The following is a 16206-nucleotide window of genomic DNA, read 5'->3' as shown; positions in this document are numbered from 1 at the left end:
AAGGAATCCCACCGATCCAAAGACCGGCTGGGGTTCAATAAATTGGCATTGAACATAGTGCACGCTGTTGAGTTCTCAAGGAACGGACGCACCCGCTTCACGACCAAGATCAGGCCGATCATCCGGAGCTTCGTTGTAGTTCCCACCCGGTCATCCCATGAGGACGCACCCGGATGCTTCAAGCCAGGCGTAGAAAACTGTCTGGCTCGGAATCATCGTGCCGCTTGAGGAGGATCTGCGGGGGCTCTCGGCCTTTCCGCTCTCCGCTCCTGTGGGGCAACGAATGAATACTTTACGGAGATGGCGGCACCCTCGCAACTCGACGATGCATCCCGGGCGTGTCGCCCGGAAATCCGCGGTTCTCGCGCCCGACGACGATGACGACATCGACGGTCGGGAGCCGGCCCGCGAGCCGGCGCAGGCTGGATGCGGAACGGCCCCGCATCGCGGGCTGCGATGCGGGGCCGTCGGCCGAACGGAACTCGTCACACGACGAAGACGCCGGCCATGGTCTTCTTGCCCCGGCGAAGCACCGCCATCGCCCCCGGACGGACGAAGTCGGCGAGCGTCGCCTTCTCGTCGTCGACGCGTACGTTGTCGAGCGAGACACCACCCTGCGCGATCGCGCGCCGCCCCTCGCTCGCGCTCGCGACGAGTCCGGTGTCGGCGAGCACCTGGGCGATCGGTGCGTCGGGCGACGTGGTCGTGTTGGGCAGCTCGCGCAACGCCGATTCGAGCGTCGCGGCGTCGAGCGAAGCGAGATCGCCCTGTCCGAACAGCGCCTGCGATGCGGCGATGACCGCGGCCGTGGCATCCGCCCCGTGCACCAGGGTGGTGACCTCGGAGGCGAGTACGCGCTGGGCCTCGCGACGGAACGGCTCGTTCTCGACCGCGGCCGCGAGCTCCTCGATGCGCGCCCGGCTGAGGAACGTGAAGACCTTGAGTCGCGCGATCACGTCGGCGTCGTCGGTGTTGAGCCAGAACTGGTAGAAGCGGTACGGACTGCACATGTCGGCGTCGAGCCAGATCGCGTTGCCCTCGCTCTTGCCGAACTTGGTGCCGTCGGCGTTCGTCACGAGCGGCGTGCCGATCGCGTGCACACTCCGGCCCTCGACCCGGTGGATGAGGTCGGTACCGCTCGTGAGGTTGCCCCACTGGTCGCTTCCGCCGGTCTGCAGCAGGCAGCCGTACTGCCGGAACAGCTCGAGGTAGTCGTAGCCCTGCAGCAACTGGTAGCTGAACTCCGTGTAGCTGATGCCGGCATCGGAGTTCAGTCGCGAGGCGACCGCGTCCTTCTTGAGCATCGTGCCGACGCGGTAGTGCTTGCCGATGTCGCGCAGGAAGTCGATCGCGCTGAGCCCGGCGGTCCAGTCGAGATTGTTCACCAGACGCACCGGGTTCTCACCCTCGGCGGAGAGGAATCGTGAGACCTGCCCCTGCAGGCGACCGACCCACTCGGCCACGGTCTCCTTCGTGTTGAGGGTGCGCTCGGCGGTCGGGCGCGGGTCGCCGATGAGACCGGTCGAACCGCCGACCAGGCCGAGCGGCCGATGACCGGCGAGTTGGAGCCGGCGCATGACGATGAGCTGGACGAGGTTGCCGAGGTGCAGGCTCGGCGCCGTCGGGTCGAACCCGCAGTAATACGTGATCGGCTCGCCCGCGAGGAGCTCTTTCAGCGCGGCCTGGTCGGTCGACACGTGCACGTGGCCGCGCCAGACGAGCTCGTCCCAGACGTCGTCGAATGAGGCGTCGTTCTGCTGGGTGGAGAGGATCACGGGGTCTGACACCCCGTCAGAGTATCAGCGCTCCGGATCAGGCTGCATCACTAAGCGATACTGAATTAGCCCTGTATGCTTATCTTGTATCGAGTGAAGGATTCAAGGTGAAGGAGCCGAGATGATCGTCGTCACCGCAGACCAAGTCGCCAGCCGGACCAAGGCCGATCTCGCCGGAGCGGCCCGCGACCGCATCCAAGCTGCGCACGGCGCGGCGCTCCTGCTTCCGGTCGCCCGCAACGCCGGCGACGAGATCCAGCTCCTCACCCGCGACGGGCGGACGGTCGTCGACGTCGTCTTCGACCTCACGCGCGACGGCGGCTGGAGCGTCGGGATCGGTTGCGGTCCGGTGCGCGAACCGCTGCCCGAGGACATCAGGGAGGCGAGCGGCGAGGCGTTCTTCGCCGCCCGCGACGCCGTCGAACGAGCGAAGAAGAGCTCGCCGCGGATCGCCGTCGAGGCCGGCGGCGACGTGACCGGCGGGCCGAGCGCCGCTGACGTCGAGGCGCTCTTCACCCTCGCCCTGCTGCTGCGCGAACGCCGTTCCGATCAGGGGTGGGAGGTCTACGACCGCATCGTCGCCGGCGCGCGGCAGACCGACATCGCCGACGAACTCGGCGTGAGCGCACCCGCGATCAGCTCACGCATGAAGTCGGCGAACATCCGCGCCGAGCTCGATGCGGCTCCTGCGCTCGCTAGGCTGCTTGAGCATCTGGATGCCTCGACGGAAGCTCGCGCATGAACCTCATCGTCCTCGCCGACGCGATCACCTGGTCGGCCCTGCTCATCTCGCTCGCCGCGGCCACCGTGCTCTCGGTGCTCGCCTCGCTCAAGCCGAGGCGGGCCTACATCTGGTTCGCGACCGGCACCCTGGGCATCGCCCTCGTCGCCGCAGCCACCGCGACCACGACCGCCCCGTTCGGACTCGCGCCGATCGTCGTCCTGCTCGGGCTCGCGATCGCGGTCTTCGGCGGCAGCGCGGCGGCGGGCACCGCCCTCGAGCTCGCGATGGGCGGCGCGGTCTCGCCGGGGTTGCACGGCGGCATCATCGTCACCGACCGCCGTGTCGACCCGAACGCCGCTCCGGGCCTGCAGACGACCGAACGACGGCGCGAGGTGCTGCGCGGCGGCCTCACGATCGGCGTGCTCGAACGCATCGCCTCGGCGGGCGCCATCATCGCCGGGTTCCCGGAGGCGCTCGCGATCGTCGTGGCCGTCAAGGGCGTCGGCCGGTTCACCGAGCTCGAAGCCCCCGAGGCTCGCGAGCGGTTCATCATCGGCACCTTCGCCAGCCTCATCTGGGCCTGTGCGGCCGCACTCGTCGTGCACCTCGCGATCAGCTGAGCCATCCCGTCGTCGCCGGCCCTCGCGACCGACGGCTCAGCCGGTCGGATCGACGGCGCCCGCGTGTCGTCGGTACGGCGAGACGCCCTCGTCGCCCGGCAGCCAGAACCGCCAAGGATAGGCACTGCCGCCGCCCGCCCCGTTCACTCCGGTGCGGGGACCGTTCACGTGGTGCAGCGGGGTCGCCGGCAGACGCAGCCCGAACGGCGCCGCGAGCAGGTCGCTGCCGTCCGCGTCGAGCGGAACGCCGAGCGCCTTCGCAAGCCGTCCCGGGCCGCGAGCGAGGTCGCGATCGTTGACACCGGGTCGACGCCGTCGCGCGACGTCGATGCCAGCGACGACGGTCGCCCCGCGCAGGAGCACCGCCGAGGAGGTCCCGGCGGGTCGCGCGACGATGTTGAGGCAGACGTGCACGCCGTAGCTGAAGTACGCGTAGAGGTGCGCCGGCTCGCCGAACATCACGGCGTTGCGCAGCGTACGTCCGCGGAACGCGTGCGACCCGTGGTCCTCCCCCACGCCGCGGTAGGCCTCGACCTCCGACAGTCTGATCGCGACCTCGCCGTCGGACGACCGGTACGAGAGCACCGCCCCGAGCAGGAGCGGCGCGAGCTGCACCGGGTCCTGCTCGAAGAACGACCGGTCGGGCGTGATCAGCTGCGTCAGTTCGACGCCTCCGGCAGTCCGGCCACGAGATGACGCACCCGCTCCGCGAGGCGGGCGAACTGATCGGCGACACGATCCGGCGACGTGCCGCCCACGCCGTCGCGACTGGCGACGGAGCCCTCGATCGTGAGCACCTCGCGTACCTCCGGCGTGAGGTGGGGCGAGATCGCCGCGAGCGCGGCGTCGTCGACGGCGTCGAGATCGAGACCGTGCTGCTCGGCGTAGCGCACGAGCGCGCCCGTGATCTCATGGGCATCGCGGAACGGCACGTGCCGCTTCACGAGCCATTCCGCGACATCGGTCGCGAGGGAGAACCCCGCGGGCGCGAGCTCCGCCATGCGGTCGGTGTGGAAGGTCAGGGTCGCGACCATGCCCGTGAACGCGGGCAGCAGCACCTCGAGCGTCTCGACCGAGTCGAACACGGGCTCCTTGTCCTCCTGCAGATCGCGGTTGTACGCCAGCGGGAGGGCCTTCAGCGTGGCGAGCAGCCCCGTCAGGTTGCCGATGAGGCGACCGGACTTGCCGCGGGCGAGCTCGGCGATGTCGGGGTTCTTCTTCTGCGGCATGATCGACGATCCCGTCGAGAACCCGTCGTCGAGCGTGACGAAGCCGAACTCGCGCGTGTTCCAGAGGATGATCTCCTCGGAGATGCGCGACAGGTCGATGCCGATCATGGCGGTGACGAACGCGAACTCCGCCACGACGTCGCGGCTCGCGGTGCCGTCGATCGAGTTCTCGGCCGGCGCTGCGAGCCCGAGGTCGCGGGCGACGGCGGCCGCGTCGAGGCCGAGCGTCGAGCCGGCGAGTGCTCCCCCGCCGTACGGCGAGACGTCTGCGCGCTTCATCCAGTCGACGATTCGCTCGAGGTCGCGCGAGAGCGCCCAGGCGTGGGCGAGCAGGTGGTGCGCGAGGAGTACCGGCTGCGCGTGCTGGAGGTGCGTACGGCCGGGCATGATCGCGTCGCGGTGGGCGTCGGCCTGAGCCGCGAGGGCGTCGATGAGGTGCACGAGCTGCTGCCCGATCGTCGCCGCGTGGTCCTTCAGGTAGAGGCGCACGAGCGTGGCGATCTGGTCGTTTCGACTGCGACCGGCGCGCAGCTTGCCACCGAGTTCGGGGCCGACGACGTCGATGAGCGCCGCCTCGAGCGCGCCGTGCACGTCTTCGTCGCCCTCGGCCGCGACGAGATCACCCGAGATCACCTTGGCCTCGAGCGTGTCGAGGCCCGCGAGCATCGCGGCGAGCTCGCCCGAGTCGAGGTAGCCGGCCGCGGCGAGCGCGCGCGCGTGCGCACGCGAGCCGGCGAGGTCGTATCCCGCGAGTTGCCAATCGAAGTGCGTCGACTTCGAGAGCCGGGCGAGCTCGGGCGATGGGCCCGTCGCGAAGCGGGCGCCCCAGAGCGATCCCTCGTTCGTACCGTGCTCGGTGGTCATCATGCGTCCTTCCGGTCGAGGAGCCAGGTCAGCAGCGCCTTCTGGGCATGCAGGCGGTTCTCCGCCTCGTCCCATACGACGGACTGCGGGCCGTCGATGACCGCCCCGTCGACCTCGACGCCGCGGTAGGCGGGCAGGCAGTGCATGAAGATCGCGTCGTCGCCGGCCTCGGCCATGATCGCCTCGGTCACCCGGTAGTCGCCGAACGTCGCGAGCCGCTCGGCCTTCTCGTCCTCCTGCCCCATCGACACCCAGGTGTCGGTCACGACCACGTCGGCGCCGTTCGCCGCCGCGCTCGCGTCGTCGGTGACGAGCACCGAGCCGCCCGTGGACGCGGCGATGCGGATCGCGTCGTCGACGATGTCGGGCCGCGGGGCGTACGCCGCGGGTGCCGCGATGCGTACGTGCATGCCCGCGGTCGCGCCAGCGAGCAGATACGAGTGGGACATGTTGTTCGCCCCGTCGCCGAAGTAGGCGAGGGTGAGCCCTGCGAGCGCGCCCTTCCGCTCGCGGATGGTCTGCAGGTCGGCGAGCAGCTGGCAGGGGTGGAAGTCGTCGCTGAGTGCGTTGACGACGGGCACCGCGGTTCCGGCTGCCATCTCCTCGAGACCTGCGTGATCGAACGTGCGCCAGACGATCGCCCCGACCATCCGCTCGAGCACGCGGGCGGTGTCGGCGACCGACTCCTTGCCGCCGAGCTGGCTCTCGCTCGAGCTGATCACGAGGGGCACGCCGCCGAGGTCGGCGATGCCGACGGAGAACGAGACCCTCGTGCGGGTCGAGGTCTTGTCGAAGATGACAGCGACCGTCTGCGGTCCCTCGAGCGGGCGCGCGGAGTAACGGTCGGCCTTGAGACGTGCGGCGAGGTCGAGCACCTCGGCCTGCTCTGCGGGCGTGAGGTCGTCGTCGCGGAGGAAGTGGCGGGTCATGCGGTCCGTTCGGTTCGGAGGGAGGAGAGGTCAGGCGGCGGCGACGCGCTCGAGGGCACGGCCGAAGCGGGCGTCGAACTCGTCGAGCTCGACGTCGCCGATGATGAGGGGCGGGGCGATGCGGATCGTCGAGTCGTTCGCCGCGTTGACGATGAGCCCCTCGTCCATCGCGGCCGCGACGACGCGCGCCGCGACCGGTTCGTCGAGGCCGACACCCACGAGCAGGCCTTGCCCGCGGACCACCGCGACGAGCGGCGAGCCGAGCGCGAGGATGCGCTCGCGGAGCTGGGCACCACGCCGGGCGGCGTTGCCGACGAGGTCGGCCCGCTCGATCTCGCCGAGCACCGCGTTCGCGACGGCGGTCGCGAGCGGGTTGCCCCCGAACGTCGAGCCGTGCTGACCCTTCGTGTACAGCGACGACGCGCGGCCGAATGTGACGAGTCCGCCGATCGGGATGCCGCCGCCGATGCCCTTGGCGACCGTGATCGCGTCGGGTGCGATGCCGGCGTGCTGGAACCCGAACCAGGCCCCGGTTCGCCCGGCGCCGGTCTGGATCTCGTCGACGATGAGCAGCGCCCCGTGGCGGTGGGTGAGCTCGCGCGCCGCCTCGAGGAAGCCGGGCGGCAGCTCGACGACGCCGGCCTCGCCCTGGATCGGCTCGAGGATGAGCGCCGACACCGCGTCGTCGAGCTCGGCTTCGAGTGCCTCGATCGTCGCCGGGATGTGCTCGACGCCACCCGGCAGCGGCTCGAACGGGTCGCGCATGTGCGGCTTGCCCGTGAGCGCGAGCGAGCCCATCGTGCGGCCGTGGAAGCCGTCGACGAGCGCGAGCATGCGCGTGCGGGCACCGCCCGAGTTGTTCAGGCGTGCGAGCTTGAACGCCGCCTCGTTCGCCTCGGCGCCCGAGTTGCCGAACCACGCCCGGCCCTCGTCGCCGGCGCCTGCGAGCCGCGTGATGCGTTCGGCGAGCTCGAGCGCCGATTCGGTCGTGAAGTAGTTCGACACGTGCGCGAGCTTCGCCGCCTGGGCCGACACGGCCTCGACGAACACGGGATGCGCGTGGCCGAGGGCGTTGACGGCGATGCCCGCGAGGAAGTCGAGGTACCGCTTGCCCGAGTCATCCCACACCCACGCGCCGTCGCCACGCTCGAGCTTCGCGAGCGGCATGCCGATCGACCGCATGATGCGGGAGTCGAATCGCTGCTGCCAGTCGGTCATGCCGTGCCTCCTGCCGGGACGACCTCGGTGCCGATGCCCTGCGGGGTGAAGACCTCGAGCAGGATCGAGTGCGGCACCCGGCCATCGATGATCGCGGCCTTCGCGACGCCGCCCTCGACGGCCTCGAGGCAGGCCCGCATCTTCGGGATCATGCCCGACTCGAGCGACGGCAGCAGGGCCTCGAGCTCGGGCACACCGATGACGGAGACGAGGGAGTCGCGGTTCGGCCAGTCGCGGTAGAGGCCGGCGACGTCGGTCAGGATGACGAGCTTCGCCGCCCGCAGCGCCACGGCGAGCGCCGCGGCCGCCGAGTCGGCGTTCACGTTGAGCGACTGCCCCGGCGCATCGCCGTCAGGGGCGATCGACGAGACGACCGGGATGCGCCCGGCGTGCAGCTGCGCCACGACCGCCTCGGGATCGACGGAGACCACGTCGCCGACGAGACCGAGGTCGACCTCGACGCCATCGACGACCGCCCCTCGGCGACGGCCGGTGAAGAGCCCCGCATCTTCGCCGGAGAGCCCCGCGGCGAGTGGTCCGTGCTCGTTGATGAGCGAGACGAGCTCGCGGTTGACCTGGCCGGAGAGCACCATGCGCACGACGTCCATCGCCTCGGGCGTCGTCACCCGGTAGCCGCCGCGGAACTCGCTCTCGATGCCGAGCCGTTCGAGCATCGACGAGATCTGCGGACCCCCGCCGTGGACGACGACCGGCTTGATGCCGGCGTAGCGGAGGTACACCATGTCCTCGGCGAACGCCCGCTGCAGCTCGGGGCTCACCATCGCGTTACCGCCGAACTTCACGACGATCGTCTCGCCGTGGAAGCGCTTGAGCCACGGCAGCGACTCGATGAGCACCCGCGCCTTCTCACCGGCGCCGGCGACCTCTCCGGCCTCGCCGGAGGCATCCGTTCCGTCGAAATCGCCCATCATCAGCTCGCGTACGCGCTGTTCTCGTGCACGTAGTCGTGCGTGAGATCGTTGGTCAGGATCGTCGCGGACGCCTCACCCGCGTGCAGCTCGACGAGCACGTGCGTGGCGCGGGGCGTCAGGTCGACCTCGTCGCGCGGCCGGTCGGGCCGGCCGGCGTGACACACGCGCACGCCGTTCATCGTCACGTCGACGAGGTAGGGATCGAACGGCGCCCGCGTCGTGCCGATCGCGGCGAGCACGCGTCCCCAGTTCGGGTCGTTGCCGAAGATCGCGGCCTTGAAGAGGTTGTTGCGGGCGACCGCGCGGCCGACCTCGACCGCGTCGTCCTCGCTGACCGCGCCGCGCACCTCGATCGCGATGTCGTGGCTCGCGCCTTCGGCGTCGGCCTGCAGCTGCGCGGCGAGGTCGAGGCAGACCTCGGTGAGCGCCGCGGTGAACACCGTCTCGTCGGGCGCCACGCCGGACGCAGCGCTCGCGAGCAGGGTGACCTGGTCGTTGGTCGACATGCAGCCGTCGGAGTCGAGCCGGTCGAAGCTCACCCGGGTCGCCTGCCGCAGCGCACGATCGAGCGCGGATGCCTCGAGGTCGGCGTCGGTCGTGATGACGACGAGCATCGTGGCGAGCCCGGGGGCGAGCATGCCGGCACCCTTCGCCATGCCGCCGATGCGCCACCCCGCGCCGTCGACGACGACGGTCTTCGGCGTCGTGTCGGTGGTCATGATGGCCCGTGCCGCGTCGTCGCCGGCTGCCGCATCTGCCGAGAGCCGGTTGGCGGCGCTCAGCACGCCCTCTTCGAGGATCTCGCCGTCGAGCTGCTCGCCGATGAGCCCGGTCGAGCAGACGAGCACGTCTCCGGCCGAGACGCCGAGCGCGGCAGCAGCCGCCTCGGCGGTGCGGTGCGTGACCTGGAAGCCCTCGGGCCCGGTGAAGCAGTTCGCGCCGCCCGAGTTGAGCACGACGGCGGACACGAGGCCGTCTTTCGCAGCCTCCTTCGACCAGATGATCGGGTTCGCCTGCGCGCGGTTCGACGTGAACACGACCGCCGCCTGCTGCGAAGGCCCGCGGTTGACGACGAGGGCGAGGTCGAGCGCGCCGGTGCGCTTGATGCCGGCGGCGATGCCGGCGGCTTCGAATCCGGCGGGGGCGGTGACGGTCACGGGGCCACTCCGTTCACGGGCAGGCCGGTCGACTCGGTGAGGCCGAGCGCGAGGTTCGCCGACTGGATGGCGGCACCCGCGGTGCCCTTGACGAGGTTGTCGACCGCGGTCACGACGACGACGCGGCCCGCGCGCTCGTCGATCGCGAGTCCCATGAGCGCGGTGTTCGCGCCGAGCACGTCGGCGGTGCGGGGGAACTGCCCTTCGGGGAGGAGCTGCACGAACCGCTCCCCCGCATACGCGTCCTCCCAGGCGGCGCGCACCGCCGAGGCATCCGTACCGGGCATGATGCGGGCCGTCGAGGTCGCGAGGATCCCACGTGACATGGGCACGATGACGGGGGTGAACGAGAGCGTCGGCTCGGCGGCCCCCGCCCACCGGAGGGCCTGCTGCACCTCGGGGATGTGCCGGTGGACCCCGCCGACCGAGTACGGGTTCGCCGAGCCCAGGATCTCGGCTGCGAGCAGGTGCGCCTTGAGGCTCTTGCCGGCCCCCGACGGGCCGACCGCGAGCACCGACACGAGGTCGCGGTCTTCGACGACCCCGGCGCGGATGCCGGGAGCGAGCGAGAGGGCGACCGTCGAGGCGTTGCACCCCGGGGCGGCGATGCGCTTCGCCTTCGCGAGGCGGTCGCGCTGCGTGCCGGTGAGACGCGGCAGCTCGGGCACGCCGTACTCCCACGCGGGGTGGAATTCGCCGCCGTAGAACTCGGCCCAGTCGGTCGCCGACTCGAGCCGGTGGTCGGCGCCGCAGTCGATCACGAGCGTGTCGGGCGAGAGCTCTGCCGCGATCGCGCCCGACGCGCCGTGCGGCAGCGCGAGGAAGACGACGTCATGGCCGGCGAGCGTCTCGGCTGTCGTCTCCTTGAGCGTCAGGTGCGTGTAGGTGCGCAGGTGCGGCTGCACCGCGGCGAGCGACTGGCCGGCGTTCGAGTGGGCGGTCACGGTGCGGACCTGGAGCTCGGGATGATCGGCCAGGAGGCGAAGGATCTCTCCCCCGGCATAGCCGGACGCGCCGGAGACGGCGACGGAGTACGTCATGGAATCCACCTTAGGGTCTGTGCGGTCGGGGCGATGTTCCGGCGACGCCCCGCGACAGCCCGCTAGGCCGTCGCAGGGGTCGCCGAGATTCGGCGCCCGCCACGGCGTCGGCTGCGCACGACCTCGACACGCGCGTGGCGTGCGGCGGCGAACCGGGTGATGGACATGCTCCGACCCTATCGAGGCGACGACGGCGCCTGCAAACCGGGCGTCGCCGGATGTCGCGCGGTGACGTCGCCCGCGGGGCGGGGTGTGCCGTGTGTGCGTGCGCAACGAGCGAGCACGACGAGCGAGAGTGCAGTCGCGGCCCCATTTCAGGCGACGACTGCACTCTCGATGACCCGGTGGTCAGGGATGCACGGGCGCGCTCCGCCTAGTCGCGGATCACGGCTCCGGTGCGCTCGCCCGCGAGCGACGCCCCTGCGAGCTTCGCCGCGCTCGCCTCGGCCGCCGTCAGGGTGCGGTCGGCCGCGCGGAAGCGCAGGGCGAACGTGAGGCTCTTCGACCCCTCGGTCACGCCCTGGCCACGGTAGTCGTCGACGAGCTCGAGGTGCTCGAGCAGCTCGCCCGCCCCCTCGCGCACGGCCGCGGCGACCTCGGCCGCCGGTACCTCGGCGCCCACGACGAGCGACAGGTCCTGCGTCGCTGCGGGGAGGGTGCCGATCGAGGACGCCTCGACCGCGGGGTCGGCGGCCGCGATGATCGCGTCGAGGTCGAGTTCGACGACCGCGACGACGCGCGGCAGGTCGTCGGCCTCGGCGAGCGCGGGCAGGAGTTCGCCGGCGAAGCCGACCGGGCGACCGCCCACCCGCAGTTCCGCCGTGCGGCCGGGGTGGAGCGCGTGGTGCGAACCCTGCACGATCTCGAGCTCGGCCCCCGTCGCGAGCGCGACCCGCCGCGCCGCGTCGAGGGCGTCGGCCACGCCGTACGGCTCGGCCGCGACGCCCGGCTGCTTGGCGACCCGGTCGCCGACGAGGAGCACGCCGAGGTGGCGCGGCTGCGGCGGGATGCCCGCGTCGAGCGCGGCGAGCGTCTCGTCGCCGGGCTTGGCGTCGCCGGCCGGCAGCTCGGCCGTCCCGTAGACGTGACCGGGCTCGGGGAGGAACACGAGGCCGATCTCGAAGAGGTCGAGGTCGAGCAGCCCGCGCGAGCGGTTGCGCTTGGCCACGGCGATGAGCCCCGGAAGCAGCGATCGGCGCAGGAACGGCGTCGACTGGTCGAGTGCGTTCGCGAGGCGCACCGACGCGACCGGCTCGCCGTCGACACTGCCGAAGGTGCGGTTCTCGTCGTCGGTCGCGAACGGGAACGAGAGCACCTCGACCGAACCCGCCGCGGCGAGCGCATCGGCCGTCTGGCGGCGGAGCCGCTGCGATCGGGTGAGCCCCCGGCCGGGCGGCGCGACGGGCAGCACCGACGGGATGCGGTGATAGCCCACGAGCCGGGCGACCTCCTCGGCGAGCTCCTCGCGGCCCGTGAGGTCGGGCCGCCATGCCGGCGGAACGACCGAGTAGCCGCCCTCGACGCGCGTGAGCACGCCGCCGATCTCGGCGAGCGCGTCGTGCACCTCGTCGTTCGTGTACTCGACGCCGATGACGCGCGAGACGAAGCCGTCGGGGAGGTCGATCGCCTCGCGGTCGGTCGTCGTCTGGATGAGCGAACCTCCCGCGTCGGCCGTGCCGCCCGCGAGGTCGACCATGAGCTGGGCGACGCGTGCGACGGCGACGGCGCCGATCGTCGGGTCGATGCCGCGCTCGTAGCGCTTCGCGGCCTCGCTCGGAAGCTTGTGCCGGCGCGCCGTGCGGGCGATCGACACCGGGTCCCAGTGGGCGGCCTCGATGAGCACGTTCTGCGTCGTGTCGCTCATCTCGGTCTCGGCGCCGCCCATGACCCCCGCGAGGCCGATCGGGCCCCGGTCGTCGGTGACGACGATGTCTTCGGCGTGCAGGGTGCGCTGCTTGCCGTCGAGCGTCGTGAACGGCTCGCCCGGCTCGGCACGGCGCACGACGATGCCGCCGCGCAGCGTGTCGAGGTCGTAGCCGTGGATCGGCTGGCCGAGTTCGAGCATCACGTAGTTCGTGATGTCGACGAGCACCGACAGCGACCGGATGCCGGCGAGCTTCAGCCGCGCGATCATCCACGCGGGCGTCGGGCGCGAGGCGTCGACACCGCGCACGATGCGCGTCGCGAAGGCGCTCGACGCGACTTTGCCTCGGATCGGCGCTCGGTCGTCGATGACGACGGGGAAGCCGTCGGCCGAGGCATCGGTCGCCGGGGTCAGCTCGACCGGATCGCGGAACACCGCACCCGTCGCGTGCGCGTACTCCCGGGCGACGCCGCGGATCGAGAACGCGTAGCCGCGATCGGGCGTGACGTTGATCTCGATCGCCGCGTCGTCGAGGCCGAGCAGCGCGATCGCGTCGGAGCCGACGGGCGCGTCGATACCGAGGGTCGACAGGCGCAGGATGCCGTCGTGGTCGTCGCCGAGGCCGAGTTCACGGGCCGAGGCGATCATGCCGTCGGAAACGTGACCGTACGTCTTGCGGGCAGCGATCGGGAACGGGCCGGGCAGCACGGCGCCGGGCAGCGTCACCACGACCTGGTCGCCGGGGAAGAAGTTGCGGGCACCGCAGACGATGCCGCGCACCCCGCCGTTCGCCTCGCCGACGTCGACCTGGCACCACCGGATCGTCTTGCCGTTGGACTGCGGCTCCTCGACGAACTCGAGCACCTCGCCCACGACGATCGGGCCCTCGAGCTCGAACGTGTGCACGTCTTCTTCTTCGAGGCCGACCTTCACGAGGGCGGCATGCACGTCTTCGGGCGTCGTTCCCGGGACGAGCTCGACGTATTCGGCGAGCCAGCTGAGAGGTACTCGCATCGTTTAGACCACCATTCCGAACTGCTGGGAGATATCACCGTTTGAGAGGGCTGCGCCGGTCATCGTTTAGACCACCATTCCGAACTGCTGGGAGAAGCGGACGTCTCCCTCGACCATTTCGCGCATGTCCTGCACGTCGTTGCGGAGCATCAGTCCGCGCTCGATGCCCATGCCGAACGCGAAGCCCGTGTAGACCTCGGGGTCGATGCCCGCCGCCCTCAGCACGTTGGGGTGCATCATGCCGCAGCCGCCCCACTCGATCCAGCGCGCGCCGCCCTTGAACGTCGGGTGCCAGAAGTCGAGCTCGGCGCTCGGCTCGGTGAACGGGAAGAAGCTCGGCCGGAGGCGGATCTTCGCCTCCTCGCCGAAGATCGACTTCACGAAGTGGTCGAGCGTGCCCTTGAGGTGCGCCATCGTCAGGCCCTTGTCGACCGCCACGCCCTCGAACTGCATGAACACGGGCAGATGGGTCGCATCGAACTCGTCGGTGCGATACACGCGGCCCGGCGCGAGCACGTAGAGCGGCAGGTCGCGCTCGAGCATCGAGCGGATCTGCACGGGGCTCGTGTGGGTGCGCATGACGAGGTGGGCTTCGGGCGGGTCGACGAAGAACGTGTCCTGCATCGCGCGCGCGGGGTGGTCGGCGTCGAAGTTCAGCGCGTCGAAGTTGAACCACTCGCTCTCGACCTCGGGGCCCTCCGCGATCTCCCAGCCCATGCCGGTGAAGACGTCGCACACCCGGTCCTGCAGCAGGGCGAGGGGATGCCTCGCGCCCGCGTTGAACCGCGAGGGCAGGGCCGTGACGTCGACGGCCTCGGCGACGAGCCGCGCGGCCGCCTCGGCCTCGACGATCTCGGCCTCGCGGGCGGCGAACGCCTGGCCTACCCGGCCGCGCGCGCCGCCCACGAGCTTGCCGAGTGCGGCCTTCTGCTCGTTGGGCACGTTGCGGAGCTCGGCGTTCAGCAGCGCGAGCGGCGACTTGTCGCCGGTGTGCTCGGTGCGAACGGTCTTCAGCGCGGCGGAGTCGCCGGCGGACGCGATGGCCGCGAGGGCCGCGTCGACGGCGGACTGGACCGCGGACTCGGTGATTTCGAGGGGCTCTGGCACGAGAACCGAGTCTACCGGCGCGACGGTACCGTGCGTGGCGCGCCACCTCGTGGCCGACGCCGCGTCGAGGCTCGTCGCATTTCAGCCCCGGAGGCCGCCACCTGTCCCTTCGCTGCCGCCGATCGAGTCCAGGCCGGCCTGCACGGCGACCGCCCGGGTCGTGGTGATGTTCTCGTCGAGCAGGTCGACGGTGATCACGGTGCGGTGCGTGCGTCGGAGCCGGCGCTCGACCCGGTAGGCGATGTAGGAGAGGATCAGGCAGAGCAGGATGTAGATCGTGCCGACGATGATCGTCGCCGGGACGATCGGCGAGCCGTAGGTCGACTGCGAGCCGATGTAGCGCGCGTAGAAGAGCAGTTCCTCGTACGTGATGATGTAGCCGAGTGCGGTGTCCTTCAGCGTGACGACGAGCTGGGCGATGATCACGGGCATCATCGCGCGGATGGCCTGTGGCAGCAGGATGAGTCGCATCACGCCGGCCTTGCGCAGGCCGATCGCGTACCCGGCCTCTGACTGGCCCTTCGGCAGCGACTCCACACCGGCGCGGATGACCTCGGCGAGCACGGAGCCGTTGTACGCGATGAGGGCGATGACCACCGCCCAGTACGGGTCCATCTTCACGCCGATGACCGGCAGCCCGTAGTAGAGCAGGAACATGAAGACGAGCACGGGAACGGCGCGGAGCACCTCGACGACCGCACCCACCGGGCGTCGGAGCCACGCGTGGTCGGAGAGCCGGCCGATCGCGAGGACGAATCCGACGATGAGTGCGCCCACCGCGGCCGCGCCGAACGCGGCGAGCGTGTTCAGGGTCGCGATGCCGATCTGGACCCATACGTTCGTGTAGGTGAATGCGCTCCACTTCTCGGCCGTGAACTGCCCCGTCGCCCAGAGCCGCCACAGGATGAAGCCGAGGATCGCCAGCACCACGACGACGGTGATGACGCCGAGGATGCGGTTGCGGGCGATCGCCCGGGGGCCGGGCACATCGTAGAGGACGCTGGTCATCGGGCCACCTTCCAACGGCGCTCGAATGTCTGCTGCGCCCATGACAACAGCAGCACGAGGGCGACGAAGATCGCCATCACCCAGAGGATCGCGACGAACTGGTTCTCGCCGCGCTCGCTGAGGTAGGCGCGGACCGACCCGAGGTTGGCGATCGAGAACCCGGCGGCGACAGTCGTGTTCTTGAGCAGCGCGATGAAGACGCTCATCATCGGCGGGATCACGGAGCGGAACGCCTGCGGCAGGACGACGAACCGCATGACCTGTCCGAACGTCAGCCCGATCGCACGTGCCGCCTCGGCCTGGCCGACCGGAACGGTGTTGATGCCGGAGCGGATCGTCTCGGCCACGTAGGTGGCGGTGTAGATGCCGAGCGCACAGATCGCGAGGGTGATCGAAACCGCACCGGTGAGCCGCAGCCCCAGCAGCGGCGGCAGGGCGAAGGCGAAGGCGAAGAAGACGAGCGTCAGCGGGGTGTTGCGCACGGTGTTCACGTAGAAGGCACCGACTCCGCGTGCGATCGGGATCGGCGACACGCGCATCGCACCGACGATGGTGCCCAGGATGAGCGCGAGGGTTCCCCCCGCGAAGAACAGCAGGAGCGTGCCGACGATCATCTCGCCCCAGAGGTCGAGATTGTCGGTGATGATGCCCATCGTGCTCCCTTCAGTGCGGATCGGACGCTTCGGTTGCGGTGCCGGGAACGGGGCGGGGGCGCTCTGCGCCCC

The 16206-nt window shown here is 70.7% G+C and carries 14 protein-coding genes; 2 read left to right on the top strand and 12 right to left on the bottom strand.

Annotated features, from left to right (window positions below; genetic code table 11):
• Positions 1-485 precede the first annotated feature (485 nt).
• Positions 486-1787: a tyrosine--tRNA ligase gene (tyrS, locus tag ACWGPE_RS17410; protein WP_231431271.1), complete on the bottom strand. Its 1302-nt coding sequence runs from the start codon at positions 1785-1787 to the stop codon at positions 486-488.
• A gap of 109 nt (positions 1788-1896) precedes the next feature.
• Here tyrS and ACWGPE_RS17405 point away from each other — a divergent pair, with 109 nt between their 5' ends.
• The gene (locus ACWGPE_RS17405; protein ID WP_231431272.1) at positions 1897-2517 is read left to right on the top strand and encodes a DNA-binding protein; all 621 of its coding nucleotides are present in this window, start codon (positions 1897-1899) and stop codon (positions 2515-2517) included.
• Positions 2514-3119 (top strand): hypothetical protein, encoded by a 606-nt coding sequence (locus tag ACWGPE_RS17400; RefSeq protein ID WP_452049159.1) that lies wholly within the window; start codon positions 2514-2516, stop codon positions 3117-3119. The genes ACWGPE_RS17405 and ACWGPE_RS17400 overlap by 4 nt, the downstream gene beginning before the upstream one ends.
• Positions 3120-3155: 36 nt before the next feature.
• Here the strand turns inward: ACWGPE_RS17400 and ACWGPE_RS17395 are convergent, their stop codons facing one another.
• The 11 genes from ACWGPE_RS17395 to ACWGPE_RS17345 form a co-directional block, all read right to left on the bottom strand.
• The gene (locus ACWGPE_RS17395; protein WP_452049161.1) at positions 3156-3782 is read right to left on the bottom strand and encodes a DNA-3-methyladenine glycosylase; all 627 of its coding nucleotides are present in this window, start codon (positions 3780-3782) and stop codon (positions 3156-3158) included.
• A complete protein-coding gene (argH, locus tag ACWGPE_RS17390) occupies positions 3779-5212 on the bottom strand; it encodes an argininosuccinate lyase (RefSeq protein WP_231431275.1) in 1434 nt (477 codons plus the stop codon). Before argH ends, ACWGPE_RS17395 begins: the two co-directional genes overlap by 4 nt.
• The gene (gene argF / locus ACWGPE_RS17385; RefSeq protein ID WP_231431276.1) at positions 5212-6141 is read right to left on the bottom strand and encodes an ornithine carbamoyltransferase; all 930 of its coding nucleotides are present in this window, start codon (positions 6139-6141) and stop codon (positions 5212-5214) included. Before argF ends, argH begins: the two co-directional genes overlap by 1 nt.
• A gap of 30 nt (positions 6142-6171) precedes the next feature.
• A complete protein-coding gene (locus tag ACWGPE_RS17380) occupies positions 6172-7359 on the bottom strand; it encodes an acetylornithine transaminase (RefSeq protein WP_452049158.1) in 1188 nt (395 codons plus the stop codon).
• Positions 7356-8288 (bottom strand): acetylglutamate kinase, encoded by a 933-nt coding sequence (argB, locus tag ACWGPE_RS17375; RefSeq protein ID WP_452049160.1) that lies wholly within the window; start codon positions 8286-8288, stop codon positions 7356-7358. Before argB ends, ACWGPE_RS17380 begins: the two co-directional genes overlap by 4 nt.
• 2 nt (positions 8289-8290) lie before the next feature.
• Positions 8291-9448 (bottom strand): bifunctional glutamate N-acetyltransferase/amino-acid acetyltransferase ArgJ, encoded by a 1158-nt coding sequence (argJ, locus tag ACWGPE_RS17370; RefSeq protein WP_376931056.1) that lies wholly within the window; start codon positions 9446-9448, stop codon positions 8291-8293.
• The gene (gene argC, locus ACWGPE_RS17365) at positions 9445-10488 is read right to left on the bottom strand and encodes an N-acetyl-gamma-glutamyl-phosphate reductase (RefSeq protein WP_231431279.1); all 1044 of its coding nucleotides are present in this window, start codon (positions 10486-10488) and stop codon (positions 9445-9447) included. Before argC ends, argJ begins: the two co-directional genes overlap by 4 nt.
• Before the next feature lie 373 nt (positions 10489-10861).
• Positions 10862-13366: a phenylalanine--tRNA ligase subunit beta gene (pheT, locus tag ACWGPE_RS17360; protein WP_452049157.1), complete on the bottom strand. Its 2505-nt coding sequence runs from the start codon at positions 13364-13366 to the stop codon at positions 10862-10864.
• Between the two features lie 66 nt (positions 13367-13432).
• Positions 13433-14473, bottom strand: a complete 1041-nt coding sequence (pheS, locus tag ACWGPE_RS17355; RefSeq protein ID WP_231431281.1) for a phenylalanine--tRNA ligase subunit alpha — start codon at positions 14471-14473, stop codon at positions 13433-13435.
• Between the two features lie 81 nt (positions 14474-14554).
• Positions 14555-15481, bottom strand: coding sequence for an amino acid ABC transporter permease (locus tag ACWGPE_RS17350; RefSeq protein ID WP_231431282.1), 927 nt, complete (start codon positions 15479-15481; stop codon positions 14555-14557).
• Entirely contained in the window at positions 15478-16134 is a 657-nt protein-coding gene (locus ACWGPE_RS17345) for an amino acid ABC transporter permease (RefSeq protein WP_231431283.1), read from the bottom strand. Before ACWGPE_RS17345 ends, ACWGPE_RS17350 begins: the two co-directional genes overlap by 4 nt.
• Between the last annotated feature and the right edge of the window lie 72 nt (positions 16135-16206).

The sequence above is a fragment of the Agromyces sp. NPDC055658 genome (genome assembly GCF_053618155.1).
This window is presented reverse-complemented; position numbering and strand designations above follow the sequence as displayed.

Excerpts from the sequence above, each read along its gene's own strand:
- ACWGPE_RS17405 (WP_231431272.1), top strand. The coding sequence starts at position 1,897 with ATGATCGTCGTCACCGCAGACCAAGTCGCCAGCCGGACCAAGGCCGAT.
- ACWGPE_RS17400 (WP_452049159.1), top strand. The coding sequence starts at position 2,514 with ATGAACCTCATCGTCCTCGCCGACGCGATCACCTGGTCGGCCCTGCTC.
- argH (WP_231431275.1), bottom strand. The coding sequence starts at position 5,212 with ATGACCACCGAGCACGGTACGAACGAGGGATCGCTCTGGGGCGCCCGC.
- argF (WP_231431276.1), bottom strand. The coding sequence starts at position 6,141 with ATGACCCGCCACTTCCTCCGCGACGACGACCTCACGCCCGCAGAGCAG.
- ACWGPE_RS17380 (WP_452049158.1), bottom strand. The coding sequence starts at position 7,359 with ATGACCGACTGGCAGCAGCGATTCGACTCCCGCATCATGCGGTCGATC.
- argB (WP_452049160.1), bottom strand. The coding sequence starts at position 8,288 with ATGGGCGATTTCGACGGAACGGATGCCTCCGGCGAGGCCGGAGAGGTC.
- argC (WP_231431279.1), bottom strand. The coding sequence starts at position 10,488 with ATGACGTACTCCGTCGCCGTCTCCGGCGCGTCCGGCTATGCCGGGGGA.
- pheT (WP_452049157.1), bottom strand. The coding sequence starts at position 13,366 with ATGCGAGTACCTCTCAGCTGGCTCGCCGAATACGTCGAGCTCGTCCCG.
- ACWGPE_RS17350 (WP_231431282.1), bottom strand. The coding sequence starts at position 15,481 with ATGACCAGCGTCCTCTACGATGTGCCCGGCCCCCGGGCGATCGCCCGC.
- ACWGPE_RS17345 (WP_231431283.1), bottom strand. The coding sequence starts at position 16,134 with ATGGGCATCATCACCGACAATCTCGACCTCTGGGGCGAGATGATCGTC.